8 protein-coding genes are annotated in these 12,061 nt (G+C 67.1%); 2 read left to right on the top strand and 6 right to left on the bottom strand.

The annotated features are described in order from the left end of the window. Window positions 1–54: 54 nt before the first annotated feature. The gene (locus P3H15_RS06495; protein ID WP_276136490.1) at window positions 55–1,140 is read right to left on the bottom strand and encodes a dihydrodipicolinate reductase; all 1,086 of its coding nucleotides are present in this window, start codon (window positions 1,138–1,140) and stop codon (window positions 55–57) included. 130 nt (window positions 1,141–1,270) lie between these two features. Here P3H15_RS06495 and P3H15_RS06490 point away from each other — a divergent pair, with 130 nt between their 5' ends. Beyond that, window positions 1,271–2,863 carry an HD domain-containing phosphohydrolase gene (locus P3H15_RS06490; protein ID WP_276136489.1) on the top strand — a complete coding sequence of 531 codons (1,593 nt, stop codon included), beginning with the start codon at window positions 1,271–1,273 and terminating at the stop codon, window positions 2,861–2,863. Window positions 2,864–2,901: 38 nt separating this feature from the next. Here the strand turns inward: P3H15_RS06490 and P3H15_RS06485 are convergent, their stop codons facing one another. Next, window positions 2,902–4,680, bottom strand: coding sequence for an ATP-binding cassette domain-containing protein (locus tag P3H15_RS06485; RefSeq protein ID WP_276136488.1), 1,779 nt, complete (start codon window positions 4,678–4,680; stop codon window positions 2,902–2,904). Next, window positions 4,677–5,078, bottom strand: a complete 402-nt coding sequence (locus tag P3H15_RS06480; protein WP_276136626.1) for a WhiB family transcriptional regulator — start codon at window positions 5,076–5,078, stop codon at window positions 4,677–4,679. The genes P3H15_RS06485 and P3H15_RS06480 overlap by 4 nt, the downstream gene beginning before the upstream one ends. A 362-nt stretch (window positions 5,079–5,440) precedes the next feature. On the opposite strand from P3H15_RS06480, the gene P3H15_RS06475 reads away from it, so the two are divergent. After that, window positions 5,441–6,733, top strand: a complete 1,293-nt coding sequence (locus P3H15_RS06475) for a cyclopropane-fatty-acyl-phospholipid synthase family protein (protein ID WP_276136487.1) — start codon at window positions 5,441–5,443, stop codon at window positions 6,731–6,733. 85 nt (window positions 6,734–6,818) lie between these two features. Here the strand turns inward: P3H15_RS06475 and P3H15_RS06470 are convergent, their stop codons facing one another. From P3H15_RS06470 to P3H15_RS06460, 3 genes are all read right to left on the bottom strand, one after another. Beyond that, a complete protein-coding gene (locus P3H15_RS06470; RefSeq protein ID WP_276136486.1) occupies window positions 6,819–8,882 on the bottom strand; it encodes a transglycosylase domain-containing protein in 2,064 nt (687 codons plus the stop codon). Between the two features lie 510 nt (window positions 8,883–9,392). Beyond that, entirely contained in the window at window positions 9,393–10,664 is a 1,272-nt protein-coding gene (locus tag P3H15_RS06465; protein WP_276136485.1) for a cytochrome P450, read from the bottom strand. 205 nt (window positions 10,665–10,869) lie between these two features. Next, window positions 10,870–11,829 (bottom strand): PDR/VanB family oxidoreductase, encoded by a 960-nt coding sequence (locus P3H15_RS06460; protein WP_276136484.1) that lies wholly within the window; start codon window positions 11,827–11,829, stop codon window positions 10,870–10,872. Between the last annotated feature and the right edge of the window lie 232 nt (window positions 11,830–12,061).

Raw genomic sequence — 12,061 nt, 5'->3', positions numbered from 1 at the left:
GGCAAAGTATTCACCGCAACGATGGTTAGCGCAAGGGCTAACTGTTTGGGTGTGTCAGCCGAGCTTGCCGTGACCGGGGACGAGCGGGACATCCAGGGCGTCGTAGAGCCCCGGCGCGGCCGTCCGCAGCCACGGAATCGCGTTGACCAGGCGCCCCACCGCGGTGGCATTGCCACCGGCCGCTCGATTGCCGCCCTCGTCGGTGGCCTCCACATTGATCTCGATCCGTGGACGGCCCTCGATGATCACCTTGTGGGCGCCGTCCCCGCCGTCCGGTGGTGAGGGCCAGTCCGGGGCGCACGACGGGTGGATCCGCGTGACGTGCTCGATGACGATGCGGGGTTCGCCGCCCACGATGCCCTGGACTTCGAAACGCAGTGCCCCCTGGGTTCCCGCCTCGAACTCGCCCATGAGTTCGGTGGTGATCGTCTCCTCGAGCGGCCGGCGTATTAGCGTCTCCCGGATCTCCTCGAGTTCCACCCCGAGAGCGCGGGCGATGAGCCGGATCTGGCCGCCCCACACCATCGTGGGCACCGTCGCCGCGACCATCGGCGGTTCGTAGTGCATCGGCTGGCCCATGCCGACGAGGTACCGCACCGAATCGTGTTGGTCGTAGGTGGTGTAGTCGAAGATCTCCTGGCAGCGGATCCGATCGATCGTGCCCGCCAGGCCCGTCATCAGGATCGGCAGGATGTCGTTGCCCCATCCCGGATCGACACCCGACACGAACAGCGCGCCGCCGCCGGACTTCGCCGCCGCTTCGATCGGGTCGCGCAATTCGGCCGGCGCAGTGCGGTGGTCGTACAGCGCATAGATCGACGGGGTCACGACGACCGCCCCGGCATTCAACGCGCGGGTGATGTCGGACGCGGCATCGTCCGGGCGGATGTCGCCGGACGCGGCATAGACGACGGCGCCGGGAGAGTGCGCGAGCACGGCGTCGGCATCGTCGGTTGCCGCCACCCCGAGCGAGCGGCCGAGGCGCGCGAGGTCGCCGGCATCGCGTCCGACCTTCTCCGGGTTCGCCACGAGCACCGCCGTCAACTCGAGTCCGGGGTGGGCGTCGACGGCGCGGATCGCGGCCCGCCCCACATTCCCGGTTCCCCATACCACGGTCCGGATCTTCCCCTGGTCAGCCATGGAATCGGACCCTACCCAGTTCGCGGGACGGTCATGGCCCGAATCGGGCAACACCGGACCCATTCGACGACTGTGCGCGGCAGCGCTGGACCGTGTACAGGTGGACGGTGTTCAGGTGGACAATGGGTAGATGCACCCGCACGGGACGCTGCCCGGCTCGGGAAAGGGTCTGAGCAGAGCCGAACTGCTGGCCTCGGTATCGCTGGCGATCGACCTCGGTCTGGGGCAGCCGATGGAACACATGCTGCGATCGTCGTTGATCGCGACACGGATCGCCGAGCGGATGGGGCTCGACTCCCGGCAGCGCGAGACCGTGTACTACGCCAATCTGATCGGGTGGATCGGTTGTCACGCCGACTCCCACGAACTCTCGGCGCTCTTCGGCGACGACATCGCCTTCCGCGCCGACACCTACGCGGTGGACATGACAGGCCTGCCGTTTCTGCGGCTGACGATGAGTCATGTGGGACGCGGATTGCCAGGCTGGGAGCGCGGTATCCGTGCGGCAGCATTCCTCATTGCCGCTCGCGGTCAGGTCGCCACGCTGATCCATTCGCATTGCAGTTCCGCCGGGGTTCTGTCCGATCGGATGGGTTTGGACGGGCAGGTAGGAAAGGCGCTGGCCTACGCCTTCGAACGCTGGGACGGCCGCGGATTGCCGAACGGTTGTCGCGGGGAGGGTATCCCGGTCGAGATCCACATCGCGCACGTAGCAGACGTCGTCGAGGTGCACCTGCGGACGGGTGGGCTCGCGCACGCGAAGGACGTTCTGCGTTCCCGGCGCGGCAGTCAGTTCAGCCCGGCCGTGGCGGAGGTGTTCGAACGTGACGCGGCGGCGATCGTCGACGGGGTGCTGGAAACGGACGTGTGGATCGCGGCGTTGGCCCAGGCGCCGGATCGTGACCGAACCCTGACGGCCGAGGAGAGCGACGAGTTGCTCAGTGCCATGGCTGATTTCGTCGATCTGAAATCGCCGTTCGCCCTGGGGCATTCGCGTGGCGTCGCGAATCTGGTCGCCGGGGCGGCCCGGCACCTGGGCATGTCACCACCGGACGTCACGAATCTCTACCGTGCCGGCCTCGTGCACAGTCTCGGCAAAATGGGAGTGTCCAACCAGATCTGGGAGAAGAAGAGGCCTCTCACCACGGCCGAATGGGAACGGGTACGGATGTATCCGGATCTGACCGGCCGGATACTGAGCCGAGTCAATGGCTTGGAATCGGTGGTGTCCGTCGCGATGAAGCACCGGGAACGGATCGACGGGTCCGGCTTTCCCCGGGGGATCGCCGGCGCGGAGTTGACCGCGCAGGACCGGCTGCTTGCGACGGCGGACGCATATCAGCGACTGCTCGAACCGCGTCCACACCGGCCGGCGCTCGATCCTCGCGGCGCAGCGGATCGGCTGCGCGAGGAGGCGCGTGCCGGACGCCTCGACGCCGAGTCGGTGGCGGCTGTGCTGGCGGCGGCCGGGCAGCGGCTGTCGAGGCGCACGCCCTGGCCGGCCGGGCTGACCGACCGCGAAGTCGAGATCCTGCGACTCGTCGCGCAGGGCCGGTCCAACCGGGACATCGCCGCCGAACTGTTCATTGCAGAGAAGACGGCACGCAACCACGTCGAACGTGTCTACGCCAAGCTCGGTGTCAACAACCGCACGCAGGCCAGTCTCGCCGCGATCGACCGGGGTCTGGTGGGATTCCCGGTCAATGCGGTCGTGGGGAAGTGAAGGGTCCGCCGTCCGGCGGGACCGACCGTGCCGGGCCGTCATCGCCGGGGTGCGCCGGGCCGGGACCGCCGGTCCAGTACCCACACCGTGGCGAGTGTGAGGCCCACGGCAAACGCGGCGAGCGCGAGGAGGCTGCCGCCGGTGCCACCCCGGAAGGTGTCGCCGTAGGCGGACATGGCCGGCACCGTGGCGCTGTACCGGTCGAGATCCAGGTCGCGACCCAATGCTTCGAATGCGTGGCGGTTGGACAGGCCGAGGCTCATCAGGCGTCCCGGGACGGCCATCTCGTCGACGGGGACTATGGCGCCACCGAACAGAACCTGAGGGAAGCAGAGCATCGGCAGGGCGAGGGCGGCCTGCGCGGCGTTGGAGACCGCGGCCGAGGCGAGCAGACCGAGGACCAGAGCGGACGTCGCTTCGATCACGATCGTCACGAACAGGAAGGCGTACACGTGCCATCCGACGGCGGGGAGCCGACCGAGCGCCCGCAGAACACCGAGGAGCAGCGCGCTCACTCCCGCCAGCACCGGAAGCAGAGCTGTCACCTTGGACGCCACGTAGGCGCTCACACTGAGCCCGGCCAAGCGCTCCTGCCGGAAGACGGCCATCTCCCCGACGATCTGGAGCAGTCCGTACGTGAGGCCGAAGAAGAAGCCCGCGAATGCGATCCAGAACACGATCTGGGCGGGGCCGAGGTCGGCCGCGCTGCGCGGATCGAACGCGCCGCGCTGGAACAGCGTCGCCATCATCGCCGTGACCAGCACCGGTGAGCCGAGCAAGACCGCCAGGGTCAGCCGGTTGCGAAGGAGAACATCGACATTGCGACGTGTGAGGAGCCACCATTGCTGCACCATGCCCGTGCGTTCGACGTCCGAACGGGCGGCCGGGAGGGGCGGTGGAGCCGAGCCGGGCCGGGCGTCCGAATTCTCACCGCTGTCCGCGAATCGCTCCGCCCAGATCTGAGGGGTGTGCTCGCGTGCCAGCCGGTCGTACACCTCGGCGAGATCCTCCACACCGAAGTAGCGTCGAGCCTCGGTCGGGCTGCCGGTGAAGGCCAGGTGGCCGTCGCGAGCCAGGAACACCACCCGGTCGCACCGGTCGATGCCGGCCGGCTCATGTGTCGTGAGGACGACTGTGACCCCGCGCCGGCTGAGTCGGTGCAGCAGGCGCATCACGTCGGCTGCGGTCGACGGATCGAGCCCGGAGGTGGGTTCGTCGAGGAAGAAGAGGCGTGGCCGGGTGAGTAGCTCCACGGCGATACTGGCCCGCTTGCGTTGGCCGCCGGACAGCGCATGGACCGGCACCTCGGCCCGATCGGCCAGGTCGAGGTCCTGCATGGTCTCGTCGACGATCCGGTCCGCTTCGGCCGCCGACGTGCCCGCGGGCAGCCGGAGCCGCGCCGCGTACCGCAGCGTGCGGCGCAGGGGCATCTCGAGGTGGATGATGTCGTCCTGGGGTACGTAGCCGATACGGGAATCGGCGACGACCCGGGCCCCGCGAACGACGCCGTCGTGCCGAACCTCCCCGGCCGACGGTGGTTGCAGTCCGGCGAGGATCTCCAGCAACGTGCTCTTTCCTGCTCCACTGCCGCCGGCAATGGCGACCAACTCGCCCGGTTCGACCGATAGCGACAGCTCCTGGAGGATCTGCCGCCCCCCGACACTCCTGCTCACGTCGACCGCATCGACCCGCCCGCCGTCCGCCGCTTCAGGTGCGTGATCCGACAGGCAGGTACCGATCCGCCCGACGGTCGGTGGTTCGAATGCCGATTCGGTCGTGACCGGTGATTTGCGTGATTCCTGAACTCGCTTTGTCATGCTCTGATCATCGGTCCGCCGGTTCCGTCGTCGCATGGGGCGTTTGCCTCAAATCGCGAGGTCCGTCCGGGCCGCGGGTGCTGGGAACCGAGGGGACGGCGCTCACCGGCGTGGAGCCGCTTGGTGTGCCTTCGCCGGTCCGTTTCCGTCATACCACCCCACACGCCATAGGGTTCACCCACCGTGAGCGCGTGATCGCGGCACTGTTCGAGCACGGGGCAGGGCAGGCAAATCTGCCGGGCCTGCGCTTCGCGCCGGGCACGGGCGTTTCCGCGTTCGGCATCGGGGGCGAAGAACACCGCCAGATCGTCACCGCGGCACGCGGCACGCGCCTGCCAGTCACCGGAATCGTGTGTGACGTTGCCGCTGGGCGTGAAGGGGTCCGCGGTGGACAGCAGCTGTGCACGTGCCTCCTCCGGAGGGTTCCGTCCGGCTGCAGCCGAGGTGTCAGATGGCACGGAAAGTCCTTTCGCTGTGTCGGCGGTCCAGGCGACCTGGGCGACCACTTCAGAGTCGTCGGCGAGACGTGCAGAGAACACCGACATTCACCCAGTCGTTCCCAGGCGTGCGGCGACGAGATCCGAGAACCGGCGACGCCCGAATCGGTAGCGGTAGTTGGTGTGATGGTCTGCGGCGACGGACGTTCCATCGATATGGTCGACGAGGTGGATTTCGGAACGTTTGTGGGTTGACAGGCCTGTGGGTCACGGCGAGCGGCACGAAGTGCGCACGCCGGACCCACACTTCGACGGAGGTGGGTATGACGGTCGCTGACACGGTGGCTCCGCTGGTTCGCGCAGTGCTCGGTACGCAGGTCCCGGTGGGGATCAGGTGCTGGGACGGCAGTCGCAGTGGGCCTCCGGACGCGCCGTGGCAGGTGCACCTCGTCAATCGGCGTGGCCTGCGGCGGTTGCTGTGGGCGCCGAATGATCTCGGTTTCGCCCGGGCCTACGTGTCCGGCGACATCGACATCGAGGGTGACCTGCTCGCCGGACTGGACGCGCTGGAGGAGGTGGCGGACCCGAGCCGGGGCCCCGGTGTGCGGATAGACGGGCAGACGAAGAAGGCGCTGGTGACGGCGGCGCTGCGCCTGGGGATCGTCGGGCTGCCGCCGAAGCCGCCGGCGGAGGAGATGACATTGGCGCGCGGGCGCCGGCACGACAAGGCCCGGGACGCCGCCGCGATCAGCCACCATTACGACGTCGGCAACGACTTCTATCGACTCGTGCTCGGTGAGTCGATGACCTACTCGTGTGCGTACTGGGCGGAGCCGGGCGGGGATCTGGACGCGGCCCAGTACGCCAAATGCGATCTGGTGGCCCGCAAGCTCGGACTGACCGCGGGGATGCGGGTACTCGACGTCGGCTGCGGGTGGGGGACTTTCGCGCTGCACGCGGCACGTCATTACGGTGTGCACGTCGTCGGCGTCACGCTGTCCCACGAGCAGGCGGACTACGCCGCCAAACGGATGGTCGACGCCGGGGTGGGGGAGTTGGTGCAGATCAGGGTCCAGGACTACCGTGACGTCGCGGACGGCCCCTACGACGCGATCTCGAGCATCGGCATGGCCGAACACGTCGGCGACGCAATGCTGGCGACCTACGCCGCGGACCTGTTCGCGCTGCTACGCCCGGAGGGCCGGTTGCTCAACCACGCGATCTCGCGGCGACCACGCAAGACCGCGGACAGTTTCTCCACGACGTCGTTCATCGATCGCTATGTGTTCCCGGACGGTGAAATCGAACCGATGGCACCGATGATCGACGCGCTCGAAGGTGCCGGCTTCGAGGTGCGCGACGTCGAGTCGCTGCGCGAGCACTACGCGCTGACCCTGCGGGCCTGGGTGGCGAACCTGGAGGCGAACTGGGACGAGGCGGTGGCCTCCAGCAGCGCGGGGCGGGCACGGGTGTGGCGGCTGTACATGGCCGGAGCGGCCTTGGCCTTTTCGGCGAACCGGCTCGGGATCAATCAGATTCTGGCAGTCAAGAGCACCGAACGGGGCAGCAGCGGCATGCCCGGCACCCGCGACGAACTGTTGCGGGCGCACACCTGAGCGGCGGCGTGCCGAACCCGGGCCGGCGCTGAACCGCACGGGGGCAAGGCCCGCTCCGGTCGTCGCGGGCCTCCACCCCACCCGGTCAACGGGCGTAGCGCGGGTCGATCGGAGGCAGGAAGGTGGGGCCGAAGTTGTTCGCGATCGGCATCATCGCCGTGAACCAGGTGCGGGCGGGCTCGGTGCCGCCGAACAGATTTCCGTCCCCGCACGCGCGCAGTGGGCTGGTGCAGATCTGGCCGGGGGTCGGGGTGTCCCCGAACACGTAGACACTGCCTGCCAGGTTGTTCGTGTACCCGACGAACGCCGACGACATGTGCGATTCGGTGGTCCCGGTCTTGCCGGACATCGGCAGCTTCCATCCGGCGGCGCCGGCCGCGGCCGACGCCGTGCCACCGGGCAGGTCGTCCTTGCTGAGCGCGTTCGACAGGGTGTCGGCCAGGCCGGGATCGATGACCTGCTCGCACGCCTGCTGGGTGAGCGGGACCGGCCGGCCCTGCCGGTCGACGATGGAGTCGATCGGGCTCGGCGGGCACCACTTGCCGTGTGAGGCCAGGGTCGCGGCGACATTCGACAGCTCCAGCGGATTGATCCACACCGGGCCGAGGGTGAACGATCCCAGATTCTGGTCCTTCTGCATGTCGGCCAGGCTCTGGTCCCCGAACCCGGACGTGCCCGGTTCGTTGTAGGAGCGCATGCCGAGGCGTACTGCCATGTCCACCGTCGCATCGACCCCGGTGGCCTGGAGAAGTTTCACGAACGCAGTGTTCGGTGACTGGGCGAGGGCGTCGGTGAGCGACAGTGCCCGCGGATACGGGGCGGCGTTCTGCACGCAGTAGGCGCCGCCGGGGCACCCGGGGGCACCGCCGTCGCCCATCCCGAAGGCGTCGAACCGGCCCGGCACGTCGAGGATCGCGTTCAGGCGCAGCCCCTTCTCCATGGCCGCTGCGGTGGTGAAGATCTTGAACACCGAACCGGCTCCGTGTCCGGACAGTGAATAGGGCAGCTCCTGCACCGTCTCGGCGGCGGCTGCGTCCAGGCCGTAGTTGCGGCTGCCTGCCATGGCCAGGACCCGGTGTTGGTCCTGCCCGGGCTGCACGACGTTCATCACGCTCGCGATGTCGGGGAGTTTCGGGTCGGCGTATTTGGTCACCGCCGACTTCACCGATCCCTGTACGGCCGGATCGAGGGTGGTGCGGATCAGGTAGCCGCCCCTTTCGAGTTGCTCCCGGGACAGCCCGGCGTTCTGGAGGTACTGCAACGCGTAGTCGCAGAAGAACCCGCGGTCGCCGGCGGCGATGCATCCGCGGGGAAGGTTGTTCGGTTTCGGGAGCACCCCGAGCGGCGTTTCCTTCAGCGCGCGGATCTCGGCGGCCCGGTCCGGGACATTCACGACCAGGGTGTCCAGGACGACGTTGCGGCGCTCGAACACCCCCTCCGGGTTGGTGTAGGGGTTGAGTGCGGAGCTGGACTGCACCATGCCCGCGAGCATCGCCGACTGCGCGAGGTTCAGGTCCTTCGCGTCGATGCCGAAGTACGTGCGGGCGGCGTCCTGCACCCCGAACGAACCGTTGCCGAACGGCACCAGATTCAGATAGCGGGTGAGGATTTCCTCTTTGGACAGTTCCTGGTCGAGGGTCATCGCCATCCGGATCTCCCGGATCTTGCGGACCGGCGTGGTCTCGATCGCGGCCCGGCGTTCGCCGTCGGTCTTGGCGACCACGTGCAGCAGGTAGTTCTTCACGTACTGCTGATCGATCGTCGAGGCACCCTGTTCGATCTGACCGCTGGTGGTGTTGGTGAAGAACGCCCGCATCGTGCCCTGCCAGTCCACGCCCTGGTGTTCGCCGAACCGTCTGTCCTCGATGGAGAGAATCGCCAGTTTCATGTCGTTGGAGATCTGGTCGCTGGGAACCTCGAATCGGCGCTGGTCGTACAGCCAGGCGATCGGGTTCCCGGTGACGTCGGTCATCGTCGTCACCGCAGGCACCACCCCGTCGGACAGTTCGGCCGAGGAATTACCGACGCTGTCGGCGGCGCGGTTGGATGCATACCCCAGCCCGGCGGCGATCGGGAACATCACCCCGGCCAGCAGCACTCCCGCGGCCACCGTGGCGCCGGTGAGTTTGAGAACGGTCCTGGATTGCAATTCGGCACCTCCTGCGACGATGCACCGGCAACGACGCAACCGGTGCTCGCCCGATTATCGGGCCACTCGGCGCGGTTGGGGCGCGAATGACACGCATCCGCCACAACGTGACGGGTGACCAACCGGCCGCGCGGCCTCTCAGGGCGATGCCTCACCCCACGCATGCATCGCATGTGTGTCCTCCTCCGGCCGACCCGGATGGTCAGGACGGTGACGCCGGGGAAGGGCGGGGCGGAAGCCGTCGACCGCGATCGGAATCTGTCACTCCGCGGCCGCGACCGAGTTCGTCGAGTCCGGATCGTTGGGAAACCTGATGAAGCCGAGGTCGTTTCGGCGGAGGACACAGGAGATGTCGTCGTATCGGGTCAGGACCCGGCAGCCGTTGCCGAGGGCCGAGTAGCTGATCGGAAAACTCTGCCCCGTATGGGATATCGGCGAGATGTTCGGCGATGGGTACCGGGCTGTGCGGGTTGTAGTCGCGGCGGTGCCGCTCGCGTAGGTCGTCGACGGTCAGTTCTCGGGTCGTCGTCCGGATCCGTCCGTTTCTCGCGTCCCGGCAGGGTAGGTGAGGTGGACGTTCTCGACTCCCCAGGCGAGGCCGAGATGTTCGTGCGGTTCGACGCCGGCAGCGAGTTCGAATGTGGGCATCCTGCGGCGCAATTCGGTGAATGCGATCTTCAGCTCGAGCCGGGCCAGGTGCAGGCCGACGCAGCGATGCGGGCCCAGCCCGAACGCCAGGTGCGGCTTGGCCGCGCGGTCGAATTTCACCTCGTCGGGCTGCGGATAGTACTGCGGATCACGGTTGGCTACGGCGAGCGGGAAGTGCACGCGCTCACCCTTGGTGAGCGTGATGCCCGCGACGTCGACCGAATCGTGGACGACGGTGCGTGTCGGCACGGCAGGTGCCGCCCAGCGGAGCAGCTCCTCGATCGCGGGCTCGAGACTGTCCGGCGTCTCGAACATCGCGTCCCACTGTTCCGGGTGCTGGGCGAGGTAGACCATCGACTGTGCGAGCACGCTCTGGACGGTGTCGAGCCCCGCCAGCATCATGAGCAGGAACATGTCGAACAGTTCCAGGTCGGTGAGTTTCTTGCCGTCGATCTCGGCCTCCAGCGCGGCGGAGGTGACGTCGTCCCGGTGAGGCGCGGTACGGCGTGCGGCGATCATGTCGAGCATGTACTGGCGAATCTCACCGTGGGCCTTGCCGCGTGCGGCATTCGTCTCGTCCTGGGTGCCCCCGACGACGCCGTGCAGCAGCGTCGACACCCAGGCGTTCATGGTGTGGAGGTCTTCCAACGGCCAGCCCATGATGGTCAGGACGGTGACGCCGGGAAAGGGTAGGGCGAAGCCGTCGACGAAGTCGCACGTGCCGTCCTCGATCCAGTCGTCGATGAGCCGGTTGGCCCAATCGCGCAGGCCGTCTTCCAGCAGCGCGACCTTCCTGGGCGCGAAGTGCGGATCGAGGAGTGCACGGAACTGTTTGTGGCGGGGACCGTCGATCTCGATCGGGACCATGCCCTCCTCGGAACCCTGCGTGTTGATGCCGTCGGGGTCGTTGGGGAAGCTGACGAAGCCACGGTTGCTGCGCCGCAACACACTCGAGATGTCGTCGTAGCGCGTGAGGACCCAGCATCCGTTACCTCGCATCGAGTAGCTGATCGGCAGCTTCTCACGTCGGTCGGCCATCTCTGCGAGATGTTCGGAGATGGGAACAGGGTTGTACGGGTCGTAGTCGCGGCGATACTGCCGGCGCAGGTCGTCGAGCGTCAGTTCTGTGGTCATTGAGGACTCCAGGAAAGGTGAGGGAATACGACACTGGTGTTGTAATCATTGTTGTGGCGTGGGTTACATAGTAACGAAACACGATAGCGTTGGCCAGACGCGCTGCGACCGAAGGGCGCACACACGAAAGTGCCGACGGCCGTGAACGGCCTCGCGCACGCCACCTGCAGCGAGGGCGATCACGAGTGAAATGCGTTCGGAGTGTTCAGATCTCGAGAACGAGGCGCGGACCGCGCGATCGCGAGACGCACACCATCATCGTCTCGTTGGCCTCCTGCTCGGCCGGGCTGAGGATCGAATCGCGGTGTTCGGGTGTGCCGTCCAGCACGACGATCTCGCAGGACCCGCATATGCCCTCCTGGCACGACGCGACTACCGGCACGCCCTGCTCTTCGAGGACCTCCAGGATCGATTTGTCCGGCGGAACAGTCACGACCTGGTCGGAGATGGACAGCTCGACCTCGAACGACCCGGACAGGGCCGGTGCCTCGAGCAGCTTGGGGCTGAATCGCTCGATATGGAGGGAACCGGACGGCCAGCTCCCTGTTGCTGTTTCGATCGCCTGGATCAGGGGTTCGGGACCGCAGCAGTAGATGGTCGTGCCGGCTCGTACCGTTCCGAGGAGGCCGTCGAGATCGAGTAGGCCGAACTCGTCCTGCGGGCGGACGGACACCCTGTCTCCGTAGGTGGATTCGAGATGGTCGACGTACGACATGCTCGACCGTGAACGCCCGCCGTACAGCAGTTCCCACGGAATGCCGCGTTCCTCGGCGGCCAGAATCATCGGAATCATCGGGGTCACACCGATACCGCCCGCGACGAAGATGTAGTTGCCTGCCGGTTCGAGGGGGAAATTGTTCCGCGGTCCCCGCACCTCGACGGCGGCGCCCACCTCGAGCTGGTCGTGGACATAGATCGAGCCGCCCCGGCCCCCGGCTTCGCGCAGGATCCCGACCTGCCACGATGTGCGGTTCCGGGGATCGCTGCACAACGAATACTGTCGCACTGCGTCGCCGGGAAGAATGAGGTCGATGTGTGCACCCGGCTCCCAGGGCGGCAGTGGGGAACCGTCCGGGGAAGACAGCTCGAGCTGCACGACGTCGGAGGCCAGAACTTCCCGGCGCGTCAACGTCAGGGTTCTCGACTGTTCGGGATCCGAATCCACCGAGGCCTCCCTCGATTCACTGACCATCGCATCTGACATGACTTACCACCTGTTCGGGCTGGGCGGGGGTTCCACCATTGGCTACTGCGCTCGGAATGATTGACCGAGTAACAACCATAAAACTAACATTATTAAAACAATATTAGTAGGAGTCGCCGGAATTTCCGTGAATCCACGTCCGGCTGCCGATTTCGCCAAGGCTGTTGCCGCCGAGACCTATTCGACGGCGTGA

The sequence above is a fragment of the Rhodococcus sp. T2V genome (assembly GCF_029269925.1).
GTDB lineage: Bacteria > Actinomycetota > Actinomycetes > Mycobacteriales > Mycobacteriaceae > Rhodococcus_F > Rhodococcus_F koreensis.
Note: the sequence above shows the minus strand (reverse complement) of the source record. Positions and strands in the feature narration are given on the sequence as shown.

Excerpts from the sequence above, each read along its gene's own strand:
- P3H15_RS06495 (WP_276136490.1), bottom strand. The coding sequence starts at position 1,140 with ATGGCTGACCAGGGGAAGATCCGGACCGTGGTATGGGGAACCGGGAAT.
- P3H15_RS06475 (WP_276136487.1), top strand. The coding sequence starts at position 5,441 with ATGACGGTCGCTGACACGGTGGCTCCGCTGGTTCGCGCAGTGCTCGGT.
- P3H15_RS06485 (WP_276136488.1), bottom strand. The coding sequence starts at position 4,680 with ATGACAAAGCGAGTTCAGGAATCACGCAAATCACCGGTCACGACCGAA.
- P3H15_RS06465 (WP_276136485.1), bottom strand. The coding sequence starts at position 10,664 with ATGACCACAGAACTGACGCTCGACGACCTGCGCCGGCAGTATCGCCGC.
- P3H15_RS06490 (WP_276136489.1), top strand. The coding sequence starts at position 1,271 with ATGCACCCGCACGGGACGCTGCCCGGCTCGGGAAAGGGTCTGAGCAGA.